This window comes from Streptomyces sp. CNT372 (assembly GCF_000377145.1).
This window is the reverse complement of the sequence record NZ_KB897781.1, coordinates 66,305-89,271: the sequence shown is the minus strand read 5'-3', so window position 1 is coordinate 89,271 and position 22,967 is coordinate 66,305. Positions and strand designations below refer to the sequence as shown.

Sequence of the window (22,967 nt, the reverse complement as noted above, 5' to 3'; positions counted from 1 at the left end):
ACGCGTCACGCGTCACACATCACCTTCACACATCACCTTCACGCACCACCGGCTCGGGCGACCGGTAAGTGCACCTCCCCTGCACCACCCGCACCACCTCCCTGAAAACACATGTCGCCGACGACATGTTCTCCGACCGGAGGCACCGCCGTGGCCGCGCACAACCAGCACTCCGAAAACCCCGCCGACACCCCTGGCCCCCGGGGGGCCGACACCCCCCACATACCCGACGCGCCCGCTCCGCCGGGCTCCGACACCGCCGACGCGCCCGTCCCGCCGGGCTCCGGCACCCCCGACACCCCCGACACTTCCGGCACCCCCGACCGCAAACACCCGGTCGACGAGACCCTGCCACCCCTGCGGATGTTCACCAGCGGCCTCCAGCACGTGGCCGCCATGTACGCGGGAGTCGTGGCCCCGCCCCTCATCGTCGGAGCGGCCGTCGGCCTCTCCGCCAAGGAACTCACCTTCCTCACCGGAGCCAGCCTCTTCACCGCGGGCCTCGCCACCTTCCTCCAGACCCTCGGCGTCTGGAAGATCGGCGCCCGGCTCCCGTTCGTCAACGGCGTCACCTTCGCCGGCGTCGCCCCGATGCTCGCCATCGTCGACACCGCGCCCAGCAAGGACGACGCCCTCCCGATCATCTTCGGCGCCATCATCGTGGCCGGTCTGCTGGGCTTCGTCGCCGCCCCCTTCTTCAGCAAACTGGTGCGCTTCTTCCCGCCGGTCGTCACCGGCACCGTCATCACCCTGATCGGCATATCCCTGCTGCCGGTCGCCTTCGGCTGGGCCCAGGGCCCCAACCCGGCGGCGGACGACTACGGTTCGTCCACCTACCTCGCCCTCGCGGCCATCACCCTGGTGATCGTCCTCGCGCTGCGCCGCTTCACCCGCGGGTTCCTCAAGCAGATCGCCGTCCTCATCGGCATGGTGCTCGGCACGCTCATCGCGATCCCCTTCGGCATCACCGACTTCTCGCCGGTCACCGAGGCGGACCTGGTCGGCTTCCCGACCCCGTTCCACTTCGGCGCACCGCAGTTCGCGCTCGCCGCGATCATCTCGATGTGCGTGGTCATGGTCGTCTCCATGACCGAGTCCACGGCCGACATGCTCGCCCTCGGGGAGATCGTCGACCGCAAGGCGGACGAGAAGACCATCGCGGCCGGCCTGCGCGCGGACACCCTCGGCTCGGCGATCAGCCCCCTGTTCAACGGCTTCATGTGCAGCGCCTTCGCCCAGAACATCGGCCTGGTCGCCATGACCCGCATCCGCAGCCGCTTCGTGGTCGCCTGCGGCGGCGGTGTCCTCGTCCTGATGGGCCTGATGCCCGTCGCCGCTTCCCTCATCGCGGTCGTCCCCCGCCCGGTCCTCGGCGGCGCGGGCGTCGTCCTCTTCGGCTCGGTCGCGGCGAGCGGCATCCAGACCCTGGTCCGGGCGGGCCTGGAGAAGGACAACAACGTCCTGATCCTGGCCGTCTCGCTGGCGGTCGGCATCATCCCGATCAGCGCCCCGGAGTTCTACCACGCCTTCCCGGAGACCGCGAAGATCATCCTGGACTCGGGCATCTCCACGGGCTGCGTCGCCGCCGTCGTCCTCAACCTCCTCTTCAACCACACCGGCCGCCGCCGCGACACGGCCGACGAGGTGACGGCGCCGATGGAACCGGGCGACGACCTCTCGGAGAAGCGGCCGGGGGGCGGGGACGGGGCGGACGGCGCCGGCCCGGGCGGGGCAGGCGCGGTGGGCGCGCAGCGCCGCCCGACCCCGGCGCCCGCCGACGACCCGGCCCGGGTGCACTGACCCGGCCGCACCGACCCGGGGGCGCGCCCCGGACGACGCCGAGCGGGCCCGGTCCTGTGGGGGACCGGGCCCGCTGGTGTGTGGTTGCGGCGGGGGTGGGAACGCAACCTGCGCGTGCACGAACGCACCCATGAGGGCACCGGATCGTCGCCAACCTGGGCGGCGACGGCGACCTCGTCGAGTAGGCCGGTCTCCAGGAGCAGCAGGACCCCGCCCCGCCTGCCGGGCGCACCCCGCCGCACCCCCCGCCGTACCCCGCCGCACCGCCCAAGATCATCACGGGCAGAATGGCCCGTATGCCGATAGCAAATGCGCCCAGAACGGTGACGATCGACGACGCCCCGCTGGTCAGCCGCGTCCTGGCCCGCGCCTTCGAGGACGACCCGATGATGCGGTGGCTCTTTCCCGACCACGCATCACACCGGCCCGCGATGGAACGCTACTTCGCCACCATCCTCACCCGGCAGTACGTCCACCACGGCCTGTGCGAACGCACCGACGCGGCGGCCGCGTTCTGGGTGGCGCCGGAGGCGCAAGCCAAGGCCGTACCCGACGCGGAGACCATCGAGGAGCTGCGGAACATCCTCGGCGACCGCGCCGAACTCTTCGGTGGACTTGTCCAGTTGGCGGCCACTCACGCACCCCGCGAGCCGCACTGGTCCCTCGCGGTCATCGGTGCGGACCCGGCGGCCCAGGGTCAGGGCCACGGCGCGGCGCTGCTCCGCTCGGGCCTCGCCAGGGCGGACGCGGCACGGCAGCCCGTCTACCTGGAGTCCTCCAAGCCGTCCAACATCCCCGTCTACGAGCACTTCGGCTTCACGGTCCGCGAGGAACTGCGCCTGCCGGGAGAGGGGCCGGTGCTGTGGTCCATGTGGCGCGAGCCGCGCCTAGAGAGCACGGGACTCGACGGGCTCCCGGACGCGGCGGCTGACCGGACGATGATCGAGGAGTAGCAGCCGCCACGGGCCGGGTGGGCGGCTCTGTTCACGATTCGGCTGCCCGGGTTCCCTGGTCTCCAGCCGACTTCACCGGCTTCCGGGCCACGAGGTATGCCTGCTGCCCCTGCCGGGGCTTCTCCTGCTCGTCGGGCTCGCGGATCAGCCGCGCGTCCACCACGAGCCCGGTCCGGCTCAGCATCTCGGCGACGCGGTCGGGAGACACCCAGTAGACGTCGAGGGAGAGTTCGTGCCCGTACGCGTGCTCCAGGTGCCGGAGCATGTCACCGGCCTTGAAGGCCAGCAGAACATGGCCCCCCGGAGCCAGCACGCGGTGGAACTCCGCGAACACCCCTGGCAGCAGCTCCGGAGGAGTGTGCACGATGGAGTACCAGGCGATGATGCCTCCGAGACTGGCGTCGGCGAGGTCCAGGTCAGCCATCGACCCTTCGTCGAACCGCAGGTCGGGATGCCTGCGGCGGGCCACCGCGACCGTCTTCGGCGACAGGTCGATGCCGAAGGCGGGCACCCCGAGGGACTGCAGGTGTGCCGTCACATGGCCGGGCCCGCAGCCGAGGTCGGCGACCGGCCCGGCGGCGAGCGCCCGGGTGAGCTCGGCGAACGTGCCTATCATCGCTCGGCCGTAGAGGTCCCTCTCGAACGCCGGAGGCACGAGCTCGGCGTAGTCGGCGGCGACGGTGTCATAGGCCACGCGAGTCGTCTGCAGGTAGGTCGGTTCGTTCATGGTCGGGGACTGTAGTCCTGCGGAGGTGCCTGCTGCGGTGGGTCTACCGCGTCCGCGCCCGCTGGAACGCCCGCACCTGTGCGGTCTGGCCGCAGACGTGTTCCCACGCACGCTCGACGCCCTGCTCCTGCAGGCTCCCGGAAGCGGCGCGCCGTCCTCGCCGGACCCGGACGGCCCTCCCCGGGCCCGGACGTCGACATCCTCCTCGTCCCCGTCCATCCCCGTACGGGCCGGACCTGGACCCCCGCCGACCCGACTGCACCGGTAAGTGCCGTGGCCCGCGGGGAGCAGACGACGTCGATGTAGCCGGGCCTGAGGATGTCGGGAACACCCTCGCACGCGCGGGGAGCAGGCTCCGCGAGCTGCGGCTTTACCGCGCCGGTACCGCGATTCCGTGCACTTTCGCAGAATCCGGCAATAGCCCCATCGCGCCCCTCCCTTCCCCCGCGCCCCGACCTTCCCGGCCCCGCAGCCTACGCTCCGCGAAGCTTCGCCCGCCCGCACTGCTCTGTATCAGCGCGGTACCCCCGCCCGGTGCTCCTCAGCGCTCCCACGACGCCGACGGGTCGTCCAGCCAGGCCCGTTGGCCTCCGCCCGACACCGTCAGACCGAAGCGGTCATAGCCAGGGCGCCCCTGCGCCTCCCACCACTCCAGCGCCTCGCGCACCTCGTCCCACAGGCGGCGAGGGCCCGACTGCCAGGCGTCCGCGTGGTCGTGGTTGTCGCGGAGCATCACGCAGGCCCATGAACGGCGGCGCTCGTCCTCGTCCAGGCCGTAGAACCACACCGGCCGCGCGCCCTCCCGTTTCGCCGCCGGCTGGTGGCACACCTTCCGCACGCGGAGCCCGATTGCGAACAGGACAGGCGCGAACGGGCCTTCGCCCAGCAGACGTTGCTCCGAGACCTCGGGCTTCGAGTGCTCGGCGCCGCCGACCCTGTCCGGGACGTACGCCTCGTGGCCCGCGAACGCGGTGCGCTGGGCACGCAGCTTCATGAACTCGACCGGGCCCGTGAAGCGGCCCGTCGCGCTCAGACCGTCGTCCGCCACTACCAGCCGCACCAGCGCGTCCTGGTGGCCGAAGTGTGTGCCCCACGGGGCCAGGACCACTGCGCCCGGCCGGGCCTGCCTCAGCCATGCCGTCGGGATGTCCCGGATGCCGGCCGTTGCGATGATCCGGTCGTACGGCGCGCCGTCCGCCCACCCCAGGGCGCCGTCACCGGTGACGACCCGGACCGGCAGCCCGAATGCCGCCAGGGACGCCCGCGCCCGCTCGGCCACCCGCGCGTCGACCTCGACGGTGACGACGCGGTCGGCGCCCAGCCGGTGCGCGAGCAGTGCGGCGTTCCAGCCGGTACCGCTGCCGATCTCCAGGACGCGGTGCCCGGGGCGGGCGTCCAACTCGTCCAGCATGCGCAGGACCACGGACGGCATGGACGCGGAGGATGTCGGCACGGTCCCGGGCTCCCGCGCGTCGTGGTTGCCGTCGTCCCACTGGGTCACGATCGGGCAGTTGGCATCCATATATGCCTGCCACATAGCGGGCTCCACCACACGGTCGACCGCAACAGTGGTGCCGGACTCCATGTCGTACGGCCATATGACGTCCGGCAGGAACGGTCCGCGCGGAACGGCCCGGTACGTGTCGGCCCACTCTGGCACCGAGACCGGGTCGAGCCCGGCGGGGGAGCAGCCCAGGCCGGGCCGCTCCCCACCCATGTGCGCGGCACACACCTCAGACCGCCCTCGGCCCACCGTCGGGCGACGGCGGAACGGGCGGCCCCGGCCAGGGCTGGCCGGGCAGGCTGTCACCACCGTCCCCGCCGCCCCCGTCGGCGGCCATCATGTGGGGATCATCCATGTGGTGCTTGGTCATGTTGTCTCCTTGGAAGTGTTCGATGTGTCCTGACGTGGGCGGAGGTCCGGGCCGGTCACCTCGGCCCGCCCGTGCGACCCTTGCCCCGATACGGTCGCCATGGGGTTGTGGGGCCTCGGCCCCTCACCGACGTACGCCCCAGGCGCGCCCCCACCGCTCAGGGTCGTAGCCGCCGATCACGGGCTCGTGGTGCCGGGCCGCGCACGCGCGGTGTGCGGTGACGGGGAAGCCGGGGCCGGAAGCGGCGTCCTCCACGTCCAGCAGGACGTCCGGGGCCGGCTCCGGACAGAACAGGCACACCCCGAACCGGCGCGTGACCGCCCGGGCGGCCACCCCGTTGCCGTCCTCGACGCCTCCGGCCGGCACGGTCACCGAATCTCCGACGCGATCGGCGGGTTCAGCGTCTCGTAGTGGTCGCAGAGCGCCAGGACCGAGCGGGCCAACCGGCACGCGTGCCGGTACGCCGCGTCCGGGCCGAAACCAGGTGCGGTGTGCAGCCGACGCCACGCCTCCTCCACGCCGACCTGTGCGACGCGCGAGGGCGGGTCGTCCGCGGGGCGCGCCCGGATCAGCGCGCGCACCTCGGGGACGAGCAGGCGTACGTACTGGTGCAGGCCGTCCGTCAGCGGCTCCAGCTCCTCCCGCAACGGCGGCGCCCCGCCCAGCGCGAGCACTCGCCGCGCCGTGTCCCGCATGCGGGCGACCGCGACGGGCGGCGGCTCCGGTTCAGGGGCCGCCGGGTCGGACGGCGGGGGGCCCGCCGTATCGTTCTGCATGTCGACGCTCCTTGTAAGCGTGGGCCATGCCCCGGGGCCGTTGCAGCGGTCGCCGGGGCCGTACACCTGCCGGTTCCTCACCGGCGGAGACGCCATCGTGACCCCGCGCAAAGGCCCTGACTATCAGCAGCTGTTGATAGTCAGGGCCAACGGTTCGCTCGGGCGTCAGGCTCCGAGCCAGTTGCCGAACGACAGAAAACTGTCGGGCAGTCGGCGCTTCGCAGCCTCCAGCCCGGCGTATGTCTCCCGTACGGTCTGGTGGTAACGGGCCTGTTGTGGGGCCGCCTTGCGCGAGCGCAGAAGGTTCGCGAACGCGTTGTCGAGGTCTCCGGTCCACATCTGGGCGCGTGCCACCTCCGCGTAGTGGTGCGATCGCCGAGAGGCAGGCCAGTCACCGGGAATCCGCAGGCCGTCGTTCGCGCGGGCAGCGTCGTCGTACCGGTCCAGTTCGGCGAGAACGCTTACGCGGTGGACGCGAACGTTGGTCGGGCCGAACGACAGACAGTGGACGTCGACCGCCTCGCCCGTCGACTCCGCGATGCGCTCCGCCTCGGCGAGGTGCCCCTCCGCCCGTGCGTGATCCTTTGCTCGGCCGGCCATCACGGCGGCACCCAGGTGGAGTTGTCCGGTGACGACGTCCCGGACACGCCCCTCGTCCGCCTGGTCGAGCGTGCCGAGGCCGAGGGAGACGAGGCGTTCACCGGTACGGAACTGGCCGCTTCGCAGGTAGGTCAGCGCCCGCATGTAGCGGTACGTGCCGCCCACCACGGCGTCCGACGCACGCTGCGCCGCCCACTCCATCCGGGAGAGCGCGATCGTGGCGAGATCCGGGAAGCCGAGCTTCACGGCGATGTCGTAGGCGGTCCGGTAGTTACTGGCGAGCAGAAGCCAGCCCTCGGTGGAGTCGGCGATGTGGGCAGCGGTCGTGGTCTCCAGAACGAGGCCGGGGAGCCGCCCTGCGGCCTGCTTGATCTCACCGGCGCGTACCGCCTTGAGGAGCGCATCCGCGTCTGCCTTGAGCAGAGGGACGGCACGGGGCTGGATTTCGGGATCGGCGCCGAGGTCGTACACGTCGAGGGATTCGCGGATGGGCTGTATCAGCACGTCGAGTTCATCCGCGCGCAGTTCCGTGACGTACGGCTGCCCGGTGACGGTGGAGACGTCCACGCGCAGGGCACGTGCGACGCAGGCGATCAGGTAGGGGGAGGCCGCGATGACACCCTGCTCGGTCTTGGTGAGGGTGCTGTACGACACGCCGGACAGGTCGGCGAGCGCGCGTTGCGTGAGATGGCGCTCAAGCCGAAGCCTCTTGATCCGTGCACCGGTGCGGTCGTGCGGGAGAGCATGCATGCGGGGCTCCGTCTCTCCCCGCACGGGCGGGGAGCGGGTGGCAGGCGAACCGGGACGGGACTCGTGCGGAGCATCCCCGCGTGGGCGGGGAGCAGAAAACTACCGGACCAGGGTACCCAGGGCGTACCGGGAGCCCCGGCCCTCGCAGATGGGGACCGGCGGAGCAGACGGTTGGGAGAGGCCGACCGGCGCCCTCACTCGAGGCCGAGTACCTCGTCTTCCTCAGCGCGCGCCAGCTCGACGGCCTGGCCAGGATCGCGGTCGACGGCGCCGCCGACATCAAGGTCGGCCCCGGCGTTGCGGCGGCCGCCGGGGCCGAAGCGCACCCACGGCCGGCCGCCGGGGTTCCGGTGGGTCGTCGGGGTGGCCGGGGCGAGACAGTCAGACCAGCGCCGGGGGCTGCCCGGTGGTCCACTCCACCTCGATGGTCATCCGGCTGATCCGCCAGCCCGCCGCGGTGCGCAGCAACTCGGCCTCGTACGAACCGGCGACCACGAACTCCGGATCGGCGCCCTCCCCGCGTTCCCGCAGGGTGGACTCGTGGTGGATGTGCGTCATCAGCGCGTTCCAGCGGGCCGTCGCCCGGTCCGGCCCGTCGGCGGCCGCGACGCGCACGTCCGTGGCGATGTGCCGGGTGCGGGCGTACCGCTCCAGCGCGACCCGGGTGTCCGCGCCGATCGCGTCCGCGCCCTCCGACGCGCCCAGGGGCGTCACCGTCCGGGCGTCCTCGGTGAAGAAGGGGCGGGTCGGGTCGCCTGCGACGGGGCGTTCGTCCAGGGCCCGGAAGAAGGCGGTGACGAGCTGGGCGATCTCGGTGTGGTCCGTTGCGGTGTAGGAAGTCATGACCACAGCGTGCGACCTCAACCTTGGTTGAGGTCAAGCGCCCGCCGGTGAGGCCGGGCAGAACGGCCCGTTGTCAGCACCCCGTGCCATGCTCCGCCCATGACCACGACACCGCTTCTCCTCGCCGACATCGAGCAGGCCGTTCGCAGCAGTTGGGACGCCGGCACCTGTACGCCCGAGTCCCGGGCGCGGTGGACGGCCGCGAATCCCGCGCGGGATCAGTGCGGGGTCACGGCACTGGTGGTCAACGATCTGCTCGGCGGGGAGCTGTTGCGGGGCGAGGTGCACGTGGACGGCCGTCGGGTGGACTTCCACTGGTGGAACCGTCTGGGGGAGGGCGTCGAGATCGACCTGACGCGTGAGCAGTTCGCGCCGCACGAGGTCGTGACGGAGGGAGTCGTCGTGCCCCGGCCGCCCTTGGCCGAGCTGCGCCGGTTGCGGGACGAGTACCTGCTCCTGCGGGCGCGGGTGCTGGAGCGGCTGGGTGTCCGGGAGGGGGCCCCGGCCGCCGGGGCGCTGAGCCCCGGCGGCCGGGAACCGTCCGGTCAGTCGTCCGCCGGCTCGACCTCGTTGTCGACCTCGTAGATCAGCACGCCGTCGCGGACCTCGACCAGCGTCTCGTTCTCGTACTCCGTGCCGCCGACCGTCACCTCGTTCTCGACGTCGTACAGTGCGACGCTGACCGGTCCCATGGGCGCCGCGACGCCGTCGAGGTCGCCGGCCACAGCGGTGGTGGCGCCGCCGAGGGTGAGGACCGCGCTCGCGGCGATCGCCGTGGCGGCGGCCGCGGCGGTGCGGTGGGACGGGTTCGGGTGCGCGTGCTTCCAGGGCTTCATGGCGACTCCGTGGGAGAAGTGGGGGTGGTGATCACCGGTGGGTGACGCACACTCACTTCCCCTTCGCGGGCCGGTCAGGCTGGGCCGTACGAGGTAATGGGAGGCGGCGCCGGCAGGTTCGCGGTGGTTCAGCAGGGGTGGGGGCGGGGGCGGCGCGCGGCCCAGACGGCGCGTTCGGTGCGGACCGCGAGGTCGTCGCGGCGCAGGACGCTGTGCGGGCCGTCGGTGTCGAGCAGCCGGTCCAGCGCGGCCAGGTCCTCGGGCGGCAGGGCGTCCGCCACGCTGTGCCTCAGCCGCCCCAGGGCAGTGAGCGCGTAGCGGCCCACCGCCGGGTCACCGGCGCCCTCGATGTCCACGGCGACGGTGCGTTCGCCCTCCACGGTGAACCCGGCGGCGGTCAGCATCGGGCCCCAGTCCGCGCCGCGGTGGGGCATGTGCTCGGCGTGGCGGGGCTCGCTCGCCGCGTGGCAGCGCTCCTCCAGCCCGGGCCGGTCCGCCGGGGCGTCCGCGGGCAGGAACCGGGGGAAGCCGGCCAGCTCCACGACGGCGAACAGCCCGCCGGGGGTCAGGAGTTCACGGACGCGGCGCAGGGCCCGGTCCGGGTCGGCCATATGGTGCATCGAGGCCGAGGCCCACACCAGATCCGGTGTGCCGAGTTCGGGCCAGTCGGCGGCGTCGAGATCGGCCTGCACGGTGCGCACACGCTCCAGCACCCCCGCCGCACACGCCTTCTCCCGCAGACGCCGCAGGTGCTCGGCAGAGGAGTCGACGGCGGTGACCTGCGCCTCGGGGAAGCGGTCGAGCAGGGCGAACGTGCCCGCTCCCGTGCCGCAGCCCAGGTCGACGATCCGGCGTGGCGCGGACTCGACGGGCAGCCAGGCGGTGATGGCCGCGATGTGCCCGGCGAGGACCTCCGCGTCCAGGTCGAGGATCTCGGCCTGGTCGGCGAGCTCGTCGGCGGAGTAGGGCGCGGAGGAGGGCGCGGGGTGGGTGTCGCGGTGGCCGCCGTGGACCTCGGGGCCCGGGGTGTGGTGCGAGCCGCCGTGCGTATGCGGGTGGGTGTGGGTCATGCATCCACGCTACGACCGCTATGCGCCTGGAGCACGGGTACTTGCCGAATTCGCAAGAGGATGGCCGTCAGGGGTGCCGTGGACGCAAAGGGGCCGGGCTCCGCGGGTCGTCACGGGCTGCGCGGGGTGCCGGACTCGTCGAAGGCGCCGCCGCCGACCCCGTCGCGCTGATGACCGCGCCGCGCGTCGCGGTCGAAGATGCCCAGGATCTCGCAGGGCCCGCCCTCCGCCCCGATGGCGTGCGGCAGCATCGTCGGGAACTCGGCGGCCTGGTTGGTCTCGATGCGCAGCCGGCGGTTGCCCAGCAGCAGGACGGCGGTGCCGGAGAGGACGACGAGCCACTCCCGGCCGGGGTGGGCGCGCATCCGCGCCGGACTGTCCGGGGGCGGCCCGGTCATCCGCTGGCGTACGACGGTCAGGCCCGGGTCGCCCTTGACCGGCCACCGCAGCTGCCCGTGCGCGCCGTCGACGACCGGGCTGGTGACGACGTCGTCGGAGGCGGTCTCCACGAGCTGGTCCAGGGACGTGTCCAGGGCGCGGGCGAGGGTGACGAGCTGGTCCAGGGCGAGGCGGCGCCGGCCGTTCTCGATCCGGGAGAGCGTCGACTGGCTGAGGTTGGCGCGGCCGGCCAGCTCCTCCAGGGACCAGCCCTGCGCCACCCGCAGGGCCCGGATCCGCTTGCGCACCAGGCTGTCCAGCTCGCCGTCGCCCTGCGGGCCGCCGCTTTGCGTCATGGGCAGCAGCGTATGCCGTGCGGGCAAGGGAGCTCCCGGCCCGGGCTCTCCAGGCCCGGGCTCAGGGGCGCGGGGTCCAGTCCGGGCGGCGGCCGCTGAGACCCACCACACGGTCCAGCTCCGGCGCGTCGTCCGGGACCGGGACCACCGGCCCGAAGAGCCCGTCGCCCTCCCCGTCGGCTTCCACCGCCGCGCCCGGTTGCGGAGTGAGCAGCGCGCGCGAGACGGCGAGACTCGCCGGGTCCGGGTCGTACGGCTGGTCCGTGGCGTGGGCCAGGTCCCAGCCGTGGACCAGCAGCTCGTTGAGGGCGACCATGCCCGCGTCCGACGCGGGGAAGGTGACGCCGCCCGCCTGCGTCATCCCGTCCCAGGCGTCCGGGACGCGCCAGGCGGCGGCCAGGTCCGTGAGGAGGGCCGGGAGCGAGGTGCGCCAGTCCGCGGGCAGGGCCGGGCGCTGCGAGGCGGGGTCGGTGGAGGTGCTCGGGCCGAGGTCCTTGCGGGCCGCGTCCCGGAAGGCGGCGGAGAGGCCGTGCAGATGGCCCAGCAAGTCCCGGACCGCGTACTCGGGGCAGGGCGTCGGTCCGTCGAGCCGGTCGTCGGGGACGCCGGGCAGCAGCCGGGCGACGCCCTCCGCGACGGGGCCGAGGTCGGGCCGGTCCGGGGGAGCGGAGGCCGAGGCGGAACCGGTCGCGGGGGCGGGGGCCTGTGCCGAGGTGTTCCTCGCTGAGTCGTTCATACAGGGGTGACCGCGCCCTCCCCGCGAACTCATCGGCGGGAACCGGGCGACCGGCCGGGCTCGCGCGGGCGCTCTCCCGGATGCGCGGCAGCCCCGCAGGTCAGGCCCCCGAGCACGCCCCACCGGGCGCCTTCCGGGCCAACGCGTCCCCCGTTCGGCGTACAGCGGCTCCGCAACGGCGCGCGCGGACGCCCGCGTTCCCTACGCTCCCCGCGTGACCCGTACCACGCCTGCCGCCGACGCGGCCGCCGCCGCAGCCCCGCACGCCTCCCCGCTGAACACCGGACTCGACGACTTCCTCGCCTGGGCCGCCGCGCGGGGCAGCGGGAGGGCGCTGCCCGCCCGGCCCGCCGACGCCGTGCTGGCCCTGCTCGCCCTGCGCGGGGCCGGCCGCCGGGCGGGCGTGCCCGAACCGACGCCGGCGCTCGTCGCCGAGGTGCTCACCGGCGACCTGCCCGGCCTCCTCGGGGCGGACGAGGCCGAGACCGACGCCGTGCCCGAGGTGCTCCGCGCCCTCGCGGACCGGGTCCGGGAGGCCGGACGGCTCAACGCCAAGCGCCACGCCCGCCTCCTCGCGGCCGTCGACGAGGCGGAACCCGCGTTCCGCCGCGCCCTGACCGACCCCACGCGGCTGACCTGGCACCGCTGGTACGCCTCCCTGCTGCGCGCCGACGGCACCGACCCCGGCGACCCCGAGGCCGTCGCCGCATGGCTCGACGCGTACACCCGCGCCCCGCACAGCGACCGGACCGCGCTCCCCGACGGCGTTCGCCGCGCCCAGGTCGCCGACCGGACCTTCGCGGTGCGAGCCGCGCTCGACGAGCTGCTGCTCGCGGCCTTCGCCCGGGACACGCGGGAGCCCGGGCCGACGGGTCCGCTGCTGCCCGCCCCGCCGCTGGACGACGACCACCCCGAGGACGCGCTCGGCGCCGAACTGGGCTCCCTGGCCGACGCGTTGACCGACCGGTGGACCGCGTGCGGGCTGACGGAGGCGTTCGCCGGACCGCACGCCCGGCTCGCGCCGTCGCCGGAGACCCTGCCCCACCGGGAGCTCGCCGACCGCATGCTCGGCGAACACCTCGACTACTACGGTCACTCCGGTATCCCGCTGCCGCCGCCCGCCCGCGCCGCCGCACCCGAGGAGGTCCGCGCCCTGCTGCACGCCGCGCCCCTGCCGAAGTCCCTCGCGGAGACCGCGTCCGGCGCCTCGGCCGCGTCCGGTGCCCCGGCCGGGAGCGCGGCCGGGTCCCGCGCCGACGACGGGACCCGCGCCGACGACGGGACCCGCGCCGACGACGGGACCCGCGCCGACGACGGGACCCGCGCCGACGACGGGACCCGCGCCCTCGCCGAGCGCTGCGGTTTCCCGGACGCCCGCGCCGTCTGGGACTCCGGCACCCCGCAGGAGCTGGTCGAACTCGCCGCGGACATTCTCGCCGCCCGCGCCGAGAGCCTCCCGGCCGTGAGCGTCGAACCCTACGGGGACTGGTCCCTGGACGCCGCCCACCTCCTCTACTCCCTCTACGAACGCGGCAGCACCCCCGACTCCGTCGTCCGCAGGGTCGCCGACGCGTCCGGCCCCGACGCCGGGGGCGCGGACGTCGCCCCCGAACAGGAGGAGGAGCCGGTGGCGCTGCCCGCCGTCCAGCCGTCCCGGTACGAGACGCCGTCCACCGGGCAGCTCGGCGTCCTCCTCGGGACCGGGACGCCGACCGAGGAGGACCGGGCCCGTCTGGACGCGCCCGCCCGCGCGCTCGCGGAGCTCGTCGACGGCCTGGCCGCCACCGGCTGCGTCTTCCGGCGCGGCGACGCGTACGGGCTCACGCCCCTCGGCGCGACCGTGATGCGGCATGTCCTCGCCACCGGCGAACTGTTCGCCCCGGACCCCGGGGAGATCGCCGCCTGGGACGCCCGCACCACGGTCGCCGCCGTCGTCAACTGGCCCCCGGCCGTGGGCGCGGCCACCCTCGCCGACTGGGTCGCCCGCGACGGCGGCACCGACGAGGCGTGGACGGCGCTTCTCGACGCGATCGCCGCGCAGCGGTCGACCGGGGGCCATGGGGGCAGGCTTCTCGGCTGCTTCGCCCTGCTGGAGCGCGCCGGGGTCCCGGACACGGTGCTGCGGTCGGCGCTCACCCACCCGGTCCTCGGCGCCCACGCGCTGCGGCTGCTCCGCTCCCGCGGGACCGGAACGCCGGCGGGGACCGGAACCGGGACAAGGACCCGGGCCGGGACCGAAACGCCGGCCGGGACCGAAGCCGGGACCGAAGCCGGAGCCGGAGCCGGGACCGGGACCGAAGCGCCGGCCGGATCCGCCGCTGCCGACACCGTCCCCGACGAGAGTGTCGTGCCCCTGTCCGCCCGTGCCGTGCTGCTCGCCGAGGAGCTGGAGCACCGCTGGTCGCGGGACCTGCGCGACGCCATGCGTCCGGCCCGGGCGGCCGAGGCGGACGAGGACCCGGACCGCGCCCGGGCCCTGCTCGCGGACATCCCGCCCACGTCCCTGCTGCCGGCCTTCGACGCGGCGGCCGCGACCTGGCCGGGCGGCAGCCGGGCCCTGGTCGCCGCACTCGCCCGCGCCGAACCGGACGTCCTCGCCCGTGTCCTGCCCGCCCTGCGCGACCACCACCCCGACCGGGGTACGGCGGACGCGGCCGCGCACGAGGTCAAGGCCGCCGCCACCGGCCACGGCTGAGGCCGGACGCCTCACCGGACCCGCCCCGGGCGCCTCACCGGACCCGCCCCGGGCACCTCACCGGACCTGCCTCAGGCACCGCCCCGGACCCGCCCCGGGCGCCTCACCGGACCCGCCCCGGGCGCGCGCCGACGGGGCGGGCCTACAGCTCGGTCTCGCGCCTCCGTTGGCGTACCGCGCCCGCTACCGTGACGCGCATGTCCGCCTTCATACAGCAGCTCCCCGCCCTGCTCGGCGTCGTGATCGGCGCGTTCGGCTCCTATCTGGCCCTGACCCGTACCGACCGGGCCCGGTTCGGGCGGGAGCAGGCGGCGCGGTGGGAGGAGCGCCGTCTCACCGTCTACGCGGGCTACTCCCGGTCGCTGAAGAAGACCGTGACGCTCTCCTACCGTGTCGCCGCCTTTCTCGGCAACGACCCGCATCCGCACCCCCTCACGCCCGAGGAGGCGGCCCCGCTGCTCGCCGACGCGAGCGACGCCCGCGACCCGTCCGGCGAGGCCCTGCTGATGCTCGGCTCGCCCGAGGTGGTCGCCGCCGCGCGGGCGTGGCTGACCGTGGTCCTGGAGTTGGAGGCGTTCCTGCGCGAGGCCCGGCGCGCGCCCGAGGAGTGGTCGGCGATGCTCACCGGGCAGCGCGAGGCCCGGGAGCGCTACTACCAGGCCGTGCGCGCCGACATGGAACTCGCGCCCGGCGCCCCGGGAGGCCACTGGCGCAGCCTCGCCTCCGCCGCCCGGTGACGTCGAACACCTGTCTGTGCTGATCGCGCGTGCGGGGGTAGACGGGCAGAGGCCCGCACGCAGGGCCCGACCGAGAGGAGTCCCTATGACGTCCGTCCAGCAGGCCCCGCAGCCCGGCGACGACACCCACCCGGGAGCCGTCGGCACCGACGGCACCGCCGTCGACCTCGCGGCCGTCACCGCCGATCCGGACGAAGAGATGGTCCGTATCCGCAGACGACTGGAGCGCCTCATCGGCATCGCCGCCACCGAGGGCAACACCGTGCTCCCGCTGCGCAACGGGGACGAGATCTTCCCCGCGATGCTGGCCGCGATCGAGGGCGCCCGGCACACCGTCGACATGATGACCTTCGTCTACTGGCGCGGCGACATCGCGCGGCGGTTCGCGCAGGCCCTCGCCGGGCGGGCCCGGGCCGGGGTGCGGGTGCGGTTGCTGCTGGACGGGTTCGGCAGCAGGCTCATCGAGAAGGACCTGCTGGACGACATGAGCGACGCGGGTGTGCACGTCGCCTGGTTCCGCAAGCCCCTGTACCTGTCGCCGTTCAAGCAGAACCACCGCTGTCACCGCAAGGTGCTGGTCGTCGACGAGGAGCGGGCGTTCACCGGCGGCGTGGGCATCGCGGAGGAGTGGTGCGGCGACGCGCGGGGCCCCGGTGAGTGGCGGGACACCCATGTCGAGGTGCGCGGCCCGGCCGTGGACGGGGTCGCCGCCGCGTTCGCGCAGAACTGGGCCGAGTGTCATGCCGAACTCTTCGACGACCGCGACCGGTTCGTGGACCACGAGGCCGCGGGCGACTCGATCGTCCAGGTGGTCCGCGGCTCGGCCAGCTTCGGCTGGCAGGACATGCAGACCCTGATCCGGGTGATGGCCGAGTCCGCGCAGCGGCGGCTGCGCCTGGCGACCGCGTACTTCTCGCCCGACGCGTACTTCGTCGAGCTGCTCTGCGACACGGCGGCGCGCGGGGTCGAGGTGCAGATCCTGCTCCCCGGCCCGTACACCGACAAGCGGGTCTGCCAGCTCGCCGGGCAGCACCACTACGAGGCCCTCACCGCCTGCGGCGTCGAGATCCACCACTACCGGCCGACCATGATGCACGCCAAGATCATGACCGTGGACGGGGTCGCCTCCCTGATCGGCTCGACCAACTTCAACCGCCGCTCCCTCGACCACGACGAGGAGGTGATGCTTGCCGTCCTCGACCGCGAGGTCACCGCCACCCTCGACGCCCACTTCGACGAGGACCTCGCCGTCAGCGACCGCATCCGCCCCGGCCGCTGGAAGCGCCGGTCAATGGTGCAGCGGGTGCGCGAGAGCGCGGTCCTGCCCATCCGCCGGTATCTCTGAGCGACGCTGGTATCTCTGAGGGGTGGCGGCATCTCTGAGGGGTGGCGGTATCTCTGAGAGGTGGCGGCCCGTCGGGCCCGGCCCGCTCAGAACGAGGTCTCGCGCACGCTCGCCCGGTCCGACGGCTCGGTCGAGGCCGTGATCTCCGAGCGGTGCCGGTCCGCGGCGAAGGTCACCGTCAGGGTCCGCTGCTCGCCCTGTGTCGTGCTCGCCGTGAACCCCTGGTTCGGCACCGCGGAGATCAGGCACACCCCGCCCCCGCCGAAGCGGACCGTCGCCTTCCCGCCCTGGGACGAGATCGTGTGCACGCCCGAGCCGCCCTCCTGCTGGCAGCCCGCCCCCTGCTTGGACCCGGACCCGGACCCGGCGGGCGGGGCCGGGGGCGTCGAGGGTGCCGGCCGGCTCGGTGTGGTGGCCGGACGCTCCGCCGTCCGCGTCGGCTTCGGCGAGGGCTTGGCGCTGCTCGGCTTGGGTTCGGGCTTCGGGGACGGCGACGGGGAGGCGGTGACCGTGGCGGTCGGGGCGGGGGAGAAGCCGTCCGGTGCCGACTGCGCGACCGGAGCGGTGGGCCGGGTCGAACCGACCACGAAGTGGACGGTGATCATCACGGCCGTGACGCTCGCCGCCGTGCAGGACAGCCAGATGATCACGTAGCGCAGGAGACGGGACACGACACCATAGTGACGGACCGGCTAACGTGCCTGCTCATGGCCTCCGTACTTGTCGTCGAGGACGACCCGGTGATCCGAGCCGCCCTGATCGAGGTGCTCACCGGCCACGGTTACGCGGTCAAGACCGCGCACCAGGGCTTCGAAGCGCTGCGCGAGGTCACCCAGGACCCGCCCGACATCGTGGTGCTCGACCTCGGTCTGCCCGATCTGGACGGCCTGGACGTCTTGCGGATGATTCGCGGCATATCCCGGGTCCCGGTCCTCGTCGCCACCGCCCGTGACGACGACACCGAGACCATCCGGCTCCTCAACGCGGGCGCCGACGACTACATGGTCAAACCGTTCTCCGGCGGCCAGCTCGCCGCCCGTCTCGCCGCCGTGCTGCGGCGCTCCGCGCCGTTGGGTGAGGAGCGCGACCGGCAGCCCGTCGTCCAGGTCGCCGACCTGCGGATCGACCCCGCCGCCCGGACCGCCCATCTCGCCGGGCGTGAACTCTCCCTCACGCGGCGTGAGTTCGATCTTCTCGCCTATCTCGCCGCCAACGCGGACCAGGTGATCTCCCGCAAGCGCATCCTCGTCGAGGTATGGCAGCAGCCCTACCTGGAGGAACCGACCGTGGACGTCCACCTCTCCGCACTCCGCCGCAAACTGGGCGAAAAGGCGTCCGATCCCCGCTATCTGCACACCGTGCGCGGAATCGGCATCAAACTGGTCAGCACGCCATGAGGCGGGCCCTCGCCGGGATCGCCCTGGCCGTCACGTCCATGGTCGCGCTCTCCTTCCTCATCCCGCTCGCCCTCCTCGTCCGCGAGCAGGCGCGCGACCGTGTCACCACAGCAGCCGAGCAGCGCGCCGCCGCCCTCTCGCCCGTCCTCGCCCTCACCACGGAGCGGGCCGACGTGCAGCAGGCCGTCACCGAGCTGGGCTCCCGAGACCAACTCGCCGTGCGGCTGCCCGACGGCGGCTTCGTCGGCACCTCGCACGCCCCGCCCGAGGCACTGGAGCGGGCGGTCGGGAACCGCGAGACCCTCTCGGTCGAGACCGCGGACGGCTGGGTCCACCTCCAGCCGGTGGTCCTGCCGGAGGACCGGGTCGCGGTGGTCGAGGCGTACGTCCCCGGCGCGGACCTCACCCGGGGCGTCGCCGTGTCCTGGGGCGTCATGGCGCTGCTCGCACTCGGGCTGGTCGGCGGCTCGGTCCTCGTCGCGGACCGGCTCGGCGCCCGGGTGGTGCGCTCCTCGCGCGGTCTCAAGAGCGCCTCGCTGGCCCTCGGTTCGGGTGACCTGGACGTCCGGGTGCGGCCGGACGGTCCGCCGGAACTCCAGGAGGCCGGGCAGGCGTTCAACACCATGGCGGACCGGGTGGTGGAACTCCTCGCCGTCGAAAGGGAGATGGTCGCCGACCTGTCCCACCGGCTGCGCACCCCGCTCACCGCCCTCTATCTGGAGGCGGACCTGATGAGCGGCACCCCGGGCGCCCGGCGCATCGGGGAAGCCGTCGCACAGCTCGAACGCGAACTGGACTCGATCATCGCGGCCGCCCGTACTCCGCTGGCCGCCGGCCAGAGCGGCGGGGGAGCGTCGGCGCGGCCCGTGGAGCTCGCGGACGTCGTCGCCCTGCGGCTGGACTTCTGGTCGGTGCTCGCGGCGCAGCAGGAACGTGTCTGCGAGCGCTCGCTGACCCCGCGCGCGGTGCCCGTCCGCTTCCCGGAGGACGATCTGGCGGCGGTCGTCGACGCCCTGATCGGCAACGTCTTCCGGCACACCCCGCAGGGCACCGCCTTCGCCGTCCGGGTGGAACGCACGGACCGGCACGCGGTCCTGATCGTGGACGACGCGGGACCCGGCGTCGCGGATCCGGAGGCCGCGCTGACCCGGGGCGTCAGCGCGGGTGGCGGGGGCGGCACGGGCCTCGGCCTCGACATCGTGGCCCGCGCGGCCCGCGAGGCCGACGGCGAACTGACGATCACCCGGGGCCCCCTGGGCGGGGCGCGGGTGACGGTCTCGTTCTCCCTGGCGGAAGGGGAGCCGGGGGCGGGGGAGAGGGCGCAGGGGTAGGCGCTGCCCGCCCGGTGCGGCTGCGTTCCGGCGGGCTGCCACCGGGCGGGCATGAGCAGGAGGGCCGCGGACCGGGCGCGGCGAAGCGCTGTGACCGGTCTCCCCGTGACCCGTGGCCGTCTCCTGGTCCGAGGCGAGCGGCGGTCCGGGGCGAGCGGGGGGCCGGGGCACGACAGTCGGGGCTGGACTGGGCTGGTCCGGGGCACGGTGGTTGGGGCGGGGTGGTGGGCCGGGCCATGCGTGCGACGAGCGGCGTCGGCGCTGGAATCGACGAGTGGGCCGGACCTGGAATCGAAGCGGCCCCGACCCGGAAACGACGAGCGGCACGGAAACGACGAGCGGCACGGAAACGACGAGCGGCACGGAAACGACGAGCGGCACGGAAACGACGGCGCGCCGCCACCGGGTGCACGGGACCGGCGGCGGCGCTGCTCCGCCCGGCCGGGGCAGGGATCCGACCGGCCGGACGGGCGTCTGCCGTCGGCGGACCCGCTCGGGGCCGCCGTCAGGAGCAGGGGCGGTGGTGGGGGCGTTGGCGGTGGCCGGTCAGCGGCGCGAGCCGAAGTTCTGAGTCCACCATGGGCCGCCGTCGCCCTCGTGGACACCTACGCCCAGCTCGTCGAAGGAGCAGTTCAGGATGTTCGCGCGGTGGCCCGGGCTGTTCATCCAGGACTCCATGACCGACTCGGCGTCGGCCTGGCCACGGGCGATGTTCTCGCCGAGGTTGGACCACGCGTAGCCCGCCGCCTCGACGCGGCTCGTCATCGTGGAGCCGTCCGGGCCGGTGTGCGACATGACTCCGGACGCGGCCATCACGTCGCTGTAGTCGTCGGCCGCCTGCGTGAGCTGCGGGTTCGCCGTGACCGGGCCGCAGCCCGCCGCGGCCCGCTCCTTGTTGACCAGGGCCAGGACCTGGGCCTCGGGCCCGTTCGGGCTGTCGCCCGAGCCCTGGTCCGTGCCGCCACTGGTGCCGAGGCCCGTACCGGGGACGGCGGGGGCCTGCTGCGTCGAGGGGGCGGCGACCGGCGTACGCGTCGCCTTCCGCTCGGCCCGGTCCTTGGCTTCCGCCCGCTCCTTGGCCTCCGCGGCCGACTTCTCGGCCCGCTCCTTGGCCTCTGCCTCGGCCTTCGCCTGGGCCTGGGCCTTCTCCTTCGCCTCGGCCGCGGACATGCCAGGGAGCGGCGAGGCGCTGGGGCTGGTGGAGGCGGAGGGCGTCACCAGGGGAGTGGCCCCGCCCGCCGCGTCCGTGCCGGATATCGCACCGGCGTTCGGATCGGGCAGGTGGGCCGCGACGCTGGCGGCCTCGCCGCCCTTGCCGCCGCCGGTGAGGGTGACACCGACGCCGGCGGCCACCGTGAACGCTCCGAGTGCGAGGGCCACCCCGCGTGCCCGCCCCCCGGTCTTGGGGCGCGCGTGGGCGCGGGGCTGTCGTCTGTCGGCTCGGCTGTCGGCCCGGTGGGAACCCATATGCGAAAGCACCTCGATGATCGACGTCAAGCACAATCCCGGCAGGCGCTGACCGCGCCCACCGGGATTCGTGGGGGGTTGGCGGAGATCGTATGACGGGGTGCGGCGGGTCAGGGGCTGCCCGCCGGTTTCTTCAAGAAGCCATAAGAGTCACGCCAAGATCCCGTGAAACGATCTTGGCCCGATCTCGCGGCGGCCGGCCCCGGCCTGCGGTCCGGGGCCCGATCCGGGCGTTCGCACAGGCCGGGCCGGGGCGGGTGTGCGCCCGGCGGGCGTGGTCGGCGTGCCCCGGCCCGCCGGACGGGCCGCCTCGGCGCCCCGAGGGCAGACCACCCGGCAGACCTGCGCCCGACCGCCCGCCCGACCGTCCGCTGGTCTGTCCGCCCGCCCGTCTGCGCGTCAGCCGATCCGGAGCCACGGCGACCAGGCACCGACGCTCCTGTTCGGGCCGTCGGCCCCGTTCCGCGTCAGGACACGGAAGCTGACCTTCCCGTCCTCCCGCATGTTGTAGTTGCAGTAGCCGCCCACGCCCGCGCCGCCGGCCTGGTGGCACTCGCCGTTGGGGCGGTTGTAGTCGAACTTCGTTTCCACGACGACGCGCAGGCCGTCGCTGCGGTTGTCCTCGGCCCAGATCTTGTCCCCGTACGACACGAAACACCCGGTCCCGGTCAGGATGCCGCCGACGTAGAGGCCGATGCAGGCGTCGTCCCCGGCGAGCGGGCGGACTTCGGTGCCGGCGCTCGCGACGGTGACGTCCCGGTCCACGGCGTGGGCCGGTCCCGCCGCCACGGCGAGGACGGCCGTCGTCGCGGCGGTGGCCGCGAGTGCTGCGATGCGGAGCTTCATGGTGCGTTCCTCCTGGTGAATCGTTCGTCCGGATCGGTTCAGGACGTGCATTCACCGAGGCCGCGGGGGTACACCGGCGACCGCACCAGAGCAGGCGCCGGTACGCCGGTTCCCCCGTTCCCCAGCAACGGTCAGCACGCTAGGAGGTGTTCACCGGTGGATCAAAGCTTCGACGGATGTGGCGAGTTGAGGCGAGGAAGTGGGGGCGGCCGTGGACGGGCGCGGCGCACCTCCCGCGCGGTCCCGGGGTGGCCCGCCGCGGGACCGCACCTTTCGCCGTACAGGTCTGGACCAATGCCCCGCCCGGCTGTCAGCATGGCTCCCCGTCAGCCCGCTCGCCGCCCGCGGAGGCCCGATCGTGCAACGTCCCCCCACTCCAGCCGTGTTGGCCTGTGCAGCAGCCCTGCTCCTCACCGCGTGCGGGAAGGAGAAGGACACCGAGCCGCCGTCCGTACCCGCGGGAATCACCGCCCAGGCCGGCAGCGCCACATCCGTCCATGTGATGTGGGACCACGCCGAGGACGACACCGGCGTCACCGCGTACGAGGTGTACGAGAACGGCCGCAGGGTCACGTCCCTTCCCGCCACCAAGCACATGGTCGACGTGGACGGCCTCGCCCCGGAGACCGCCTACCGCTTCACCGTCCGCGCCCGCGACGCGGCGGGCAACCTCTCCGGGCCCAGCACCCCGGCGTCCGTCACCACCCCCGAGCAGACCCCCGACGACCGCACCCCGCCGACCCGCCCGACCGGACTGCGCGGCACGGTCGACGGGCCCCGGGCCGTCACCCTGACCTGGTCACCGGCCGAGGACGCGACCGGCGTCACGGCGTACGACATCTACCAGGAGGACGCCCGTATCCACAGCGTGGCCGGCGACCGGACGCGGACCCGCGTCACCGGCCTGCGCCCCGGGACGGTCTACACCTTCACCGTCCGGGCCCGGGACGCCGCCGAGAACTCCTCTCCCGACAGCCCGCCCGTGGACCTCACGACCGACCGCGCCCCCGGCGACGAGGAGCCGAGCACCGCACCGACCGGGCTGACGGCGACCGCCCGCAAGGGCGCCGTCGACCTGGCCTGGACCCCGCCGGACACGGGGGAACCGGTCACGGAGCACCAGCTCCACCTCAACGGAAAACTTGCCACCACCATCGTCTGGGGCACCCCGCCGACCGGACCGCGGGCCACCTACACCATGACGGTCACCGACCCGCCCGGCACCCGCTACAGCCTCAAACTCCGCGCCCGCCTCCCGGACGGCAAGTGGGGCGACTTCTCCGCGCAGCGGACGGTGGTGGTGGCGGGCGGGTGACCCGGGGCCGGCGGACGGGGCATCGCCGGGTCGGGGCAGAGGTATCGGCGGGTCGGGGCGGCGGTTTCCGGCCGCTTGCGCCGAGGCGCCGTTGACGGTCCCCGGCACGCGTGCGAGCGTGCCGCTTCCGCCTCC

Annotated in this window: 23 protein-coding genes; 9 read left to right on the top strand and 14 right to left on the bottom strand. The window is 74.0% G+C overall.

The window, feature by feature from the left end:
* The first annotated feature begins 363 nt into the window (after nt 1–363).
* Both C593_RS0113260 and C593_RS29585 read left to right on the top strand, forming a co-directional pair.
* The gene (locus C593_RS0113260) at nt 364–1,800 is read left to right on the top strand and encodes a nucleobase:cation symporter-2 family protein (protein ID WP_078521526.1); all 1,437 of its coding nucleotides are present in this window, start codon (nt 364–366) and stop codon (nt 1,798–1,800) included.
* Between the two features lie 296 nt (nt 1,801–2,096).
* On the top strand, nt 2,097–2,753 hold the full coding sequence (locus tag C593_RS29585) for a GNAT family N-acetyltransferase (protein ID WP_037745702.1): 657 nt from the start codon (nt 2,097–2,099) through the stop codon (nt 2,751–2,753).
* Between the two features lie 31 nt (nt 2,754–2,784).
* Here the strand turns inward: C593_RS29585 and C593_RS0113250 are convergent, their stop codons facing one another.
* The 7 genes from C593_RS0113250 to C593_RS0113215 all read right to left on the bottom strand — a co-directional run bounded on the left by C593_RS0113250 (nt 2,785) and on the right by C593_RS0113215 (nt 8,323).
* Nucleotides 2,785–3,480: a class I SAM-dependent methyltransferase gene (locus C593_RS0113250; protein WP_018847772.1), complete on the bottom strand. Its 696-nt coding sequence runs from the start codon at nt 3,478–3,480 to the stop codon at nt 2,785–2,787.
* A gap of 541 nt (nt 3,481–4,021) precedes the next feature.
* Nucleotides 4,022–5,197, bottom strand: a complete 1,176-nt coding sequence (locus C593_RS0113245) for a methyltransferase domain-containing protein (RefSeq protein WP_018847771.1) — start codon at nt 5,195–5,197, stop codon at nt 4,022–4,024.
* 16 nt (nt 5,198–5,213) lie between these two features.
* On the bottom strand, nt 5,214–5,354 hold the full coding sequence (locus C593_RS33025; protein ID WP_018847770.1) for a hypothetical protein: 141 nt from the start codon (nt 5,352–5,354) through the stop codon (nt 5,214–5,216).
* Between the two features lie 123 nt (nt 5,355–5,477).
* On the bottom strand, nt 5,478–5,726 hold the full coding sequence (locus C593_RS0113235; RefSeq protein WP_018847769.1) for a hypothetical protein: 249 nt from the start codon (nt 5,724–5,726) through the stop codon (nt 5,478–5,480).
* Nucleotides 5,723–6,130 carry a DUF6415 family natural product biosynthesis protein gene (locus C593_RS29580; protein WP_018847768.1) on the bottom strand — a complete coding sequence of 136 codons (408 nt, stop codon included), beginning with the start codon at nt 6,128–6,130 and terminating at the stop codon, nt 5,723–5,725. Before C593_RS29580 ends, C593_RS0113235 begins: the two co-directional genes overlap by 4 nt.
* A gap of 165 nt (nt 6,131–6,295) precedes the next feature.
* On the bottom strand, nt 6,296–7,480 hold the full coding sequence (locus C593_RS0113225) for a helix-turn-helix domain-containing protein (protein WP_018847767.1): 1,185 nt from the start codon (nt 7,478–7,480) through the stop codon (nt 6,296–6,298).
* Nucleotides 7,481–7,861: 381 nt separating this feature from the next.
* Nucleotides 7,862–8,323, bottom strand: a complete 462-nt coding sequence (locus C593_RS0113215; protein WP_026277651.1) for a nuclear transport factor 2 family protein — start codon at nt 8,321–8,323, stop codon at nt 7,862–7,864.
* A 99-nt stretch (nt 8,324–8,422) separates the two neighbouring features.
* Here C593_RS0113215 and C593_RS0113210 point away from each other — a divergent pair, with 99 nt between their 5' ends.
* The gene (locus C593_RS0113210) at nt 8,423–8,908 is read left to right on the top strand and encodes a YunG family protein (protein ID WP_018847764.1); all 486 of its coding nucleotides are present in this window, start codon (nt 8,423–8,425) and stop codon (nt 8,906–8,908) included.
* Here C593_RS0113210 and C593_RS0113205 read toward each other — a convergent pair.
* From C593_RS0113205 to C593_RS0113190, 4 genes are all read right to left on the bottom strand, one after another.
* Nucleotides 8,869–9,159 carry a hypothetical protein gene (locus tag C593_RS0113205; protein ID WP_018847763.1) on the bottom strand — a complete coding sequence of 97 codons (291 nt, stop codon included), beginning with the start codon at nt 9,157–9,159 and terminating at the stop codon, nt 8,869–8,871. The genes C593_RS0113210 and C593_RS0113205 overlap by 40 nt on opposite strands.
* A gap of 128 nt (nt 9,160–9,287) precedes the next feature.
* The gene (locus tag C593_RS0113200) at nt 9,288–10,229 is read right to left on the bottom strand and encodes a class I SAM-dependent methyltransferase (RefSeq protein ID WP_018847762.1); all 942 of its coding nucleotides are present in this window, start codon (nt 10,227–10,229) and stop codon (nt 9,288–9,290) included.
* A 110-nt stretch (nt 10,230–10,339) separates the two neighbouring features.
* Nucleotides 10,340–10,963: a helix-turn-helix domain-containing protein gene (locus C593_RS29575; RefSeq protein WP_018847761.1), complete on the bottom strand. Its 624-nt coding sequence runs from the start codon at nt 10,961–10,963 to the stop codon at nt 10,340–10,342.
* A 61-nt stretch (nt 10,964–11,024) separates the two neighbouring features.
* Nucleotides 11,025–11,699 carry a TIGR03086 family metal-binding protein gene (locus C593_RS0113190; protein ID WP_018847760.1) on the bottom strand — a complete coding sequence of 225 codons (675 nt, stop codon included), beginning with the start codon at nt 11,697–11,699 and terminating at the stop codon, nt 11,025–11,027.
* A gap of 214 nt (nt 11,700–11,913) precedes the next feature.
* Here C593_RS0113190 and C593_RS29570 point away from each other — a divergent pair, with 214 nt between their 5' ends.
* The 3 genes from C593_RS29570 to C593_RS0113175 all read left to right on the top strand — a co-directional run bounded on the left by C593_RS29570 (nt 11,914) and on the right by C593_RS0113175 (nt 16,476).
* Nucleotides 11,914–14,394: a hypothetical protein gene (locus tag C593_RS29570; RefSeq protein WP_051093682.1), complete on the top strand. Its 2,481-nt coding sequence runs from the start codon at nt 11,914–11,916 to the stop codon at nt 14,392–14,394.
* Between the two features lie 197 nt (nt 14,395–14,591).
* A complete protein-coding gene (locus tag C593_RS0113180) occupies nt 14,592–15,131 on the top strand; it encodes a hypothetical protein (RefSeq protein ID WP_018847759.1) in 540 nt (179 codons plus the stop codon).
* A gap of 85 nt (nt 15,132–15,216) precedes the next feature.
* Nucleotides 15,217–16,476 (top strand): cardiolipin synthase B, encoded by a 1,260-nt coding sequence (locus C593_RS0113175; RefSeq protein ID WP_018847758.1) that lies wholly within the window; start codon nt 15,217–15,219, stop codon nt 16,474–16,476.
* A gap of 86 nt (nt 16,477–16,562) precedes the next feature.
* On the opposite strand, the gene C593_RS33740 is transcribed toward C593_RS0113175, so the two are convergent.
* Complete coding sequence (locus C593_RS33740) at nt 16,563–17,147, bottom strand: hypothetical protein (RefSeq protein WP_486591126.1); 585 nt, start codon at nt 17,145–17,147, stop codon at nt 16,563–16,565.
* 36 nt (nt 17,148–17,183) lie between these two features.
* Here C593_RS33740 and C593_RS0113165 point away from each other — a divergent pair, with 36 nt between their 5' ends.
* Both C593_RS0113165 and C593_RS0113160 read left to right on the top strand, forming a co-directional pair.
* Nucleotides 17,184–17,873: a response regulator transcription factor gene (locus tag C593_RS0113165; protein WP_018847756.1), complete on the top strand. Its 690-nt coding sequence runs from the start codon at nt 17,184–17,186 to the stop codon at nt 17,871–17,873.
* Complete coding sequence (locus C593_RS0113160) at nt 17,870–19,204, top strand: sensor histidine kinase (protein ID WP_018847755.1); 1,335 nt, start codon at nt 17,870–17,872, stop codon at nt 19,202–19,204. Before C593_RS0113165 ends, C593_RS0113160 begins: the two co-directional genes overlap by 4 nt.
* 546 nt (nt 19,205–19,750) lie before the next feature.
* On the opposite strand, the gene C593_RS0113155 is transcribed toward C593_RS0113160, so the two are convergent.
* Both C593_RS0113155 and C593_RS31000 read right to left on the bottom strand, forming a co-directional pair.
* A complete protein-coding gene (locus C593_RS0113155; protein WP_018847754.1) occupies nt 19,751–20,584 on the bottom strand; it encodes a CAP domain-containing protein in 834 nt (277 codons plus the stop codon).
* A gap of 486 nt (nt 20,585–21,070) precedes the next feature.
* Nucleotides 21,071–21,517 (bottom strand): hypothetical protein, encoded by a 447-nt coding sequence (locus tag C593_RS31000; protein WP_018847753.1) that lies wholly within the window; start codon nt 21,515–21,517, stop codon nt 21,071–21,073.
* Between the two features lie 358 nt (nt 21,518–21,875).
* On the opposite strand from C593_RS31000, the gene C593_RS0113145 reads away from it, so the two are divergent.
* Complete coding sequence (locus C593_RS0113145; protein ID WP_026277647.1) at nt 21,876–22,832, top strand: fibronectin type III domain-containing protein; 957 nt, start codon at nt 21,876–21,878, stop codon at nt 22,830–22,832.
* The last annotated feature ends 135 nt before the right edge of the window (nt 22,833–22,967 follow it).

Excerpts from the sequence above, each read along its gene's own strand:
- C593_RS0113260 (WP_078521526.1), top strand. The coding sequence starts at position 364 with ATGTTCACCAGCGGCCTCCAGCACGTGGCCGCCATGTACGCGGGAGTC.
- C593_RS29585 (WP_037745702.1), top strand. The coding sequence starts at position 2,097 with ATGCCGATAGCAAATGCGCCCAGAACGGTGACGATCGACGACGCCCCG.
- C593_RS0113250 (WP_018847772.1), bottom strand. The coding sequence starts at position 3,480 with ATGAACGAACCGACCTACCTGCAGACGACTCGCGTGGCCTATGACACC.
- C593_RS0113245 (WP_018847771.1), bottom strand. The coding sequence starts at position 5,197 with ATGGGTGGGGAGCGGCCCGGCCTGGGCTGCTCCCCCGCCGGGCTCGAC.
- C593_RS33025 (WP_018847770.1), bottom strand. The coding sequence starts at position 5,354 with ATGACCAAGCACCACATGGATGATCCCCACATGATGGCCGCCGACGGG.
- C593_RS29580 (WP_018847768.1), bottom strand. The coding sequence starts at position 6,130 with ATGCAGAACGATACGGCGGGCCCCCCGCCGTCCGACCCGGCGGCCCCT.
- C593_RS0113225 (WP_018847767.1), bottom strand. The coding sequence starts at position 7,480 with ATGCATGCTCTCCCGCACGACCGCACCGGTGCACGGATCAAGAGGCTT.
- C593_RS0113215 (WP_026277651.1), bottom strand. The coding sequence starts at position 8,323 with ATGACTTCCTACACCGCAACGGACCACACCGAGATCGCCCAGCTCGTC.
- C593_RS0113210 (WP_018847764.1), top strand. The coding sequence starts at position 8,423 with ATGACCACGACACCGCTTCTCCTCGCCGACATCGAGCAGGCCGTTCGC.
- C593_RS0113205 (WP_018847763.1), bottom strand. The coding sequence starts at position 9,159 with ATGAAGCCCTGGAAGCACGCGCACCCGAACCCGTCCCACCGCACCGCC.
- C593_RS0113200 (WP_018847762.1), bottom strand. The coding sequence starts at position 10,229 with ATGACCCACACCCACCCGCATACGCACGGCGGCTCGCACCACACCCCG.
- C593_RS29575 (WP_018847761.1), bottom strand. The coding sequence starts at position 10,963 with ATGACGCAAAGCGGCGGCCCGCAGGGCGACGGCGAGCTGGACAGCCTG.
- C593_RS0113190 (WP_018847760.1), bottom strand. The coding sequence starts at position 11,699 with ATGAACGACTCAGCGAGGAACACCTCGGCACAGGCCCCCGCCCCCGCG.
- C593_RS0113180 (WP_018847759.1), top strand. The coding sequence starts at position 14,592 with ATGTCCGCCTTCATACAGCAGCTCCCCGCCCTGCTCGGCGTCGTGATC.
- C593_RS0113175 (WP_018847758.1), top strand. The coding sequence starts at position 15,217 with ATGACGTCCGTCCAGCAGGCCCCGCAGCCCGGCGACGACACCCACCCG.
- C593_RS0113165 (WP_018847756.1), top strand. The coding sequence starts at position 17,184 with ATGGCCTCCGTACTTGTCGTCGAGGACGACCCGGTGATCCGAGCCGCC.
- C593_RS0113160 (WP_018847755.1), top strand. The coding sequence starts at position 17,870 with ATGAGGCGGGCCCTCGCCGGGATCGCCCTGGCCGTCACGTCCATGGTC.
- C593_RS31000 (WP_018847753.1), bottom strand. The coding sequence starts at position 21,517 with ATGAAGCTCCGCATCGCAGCACTCGCGGCCACCGCCGCGACGACGGCC.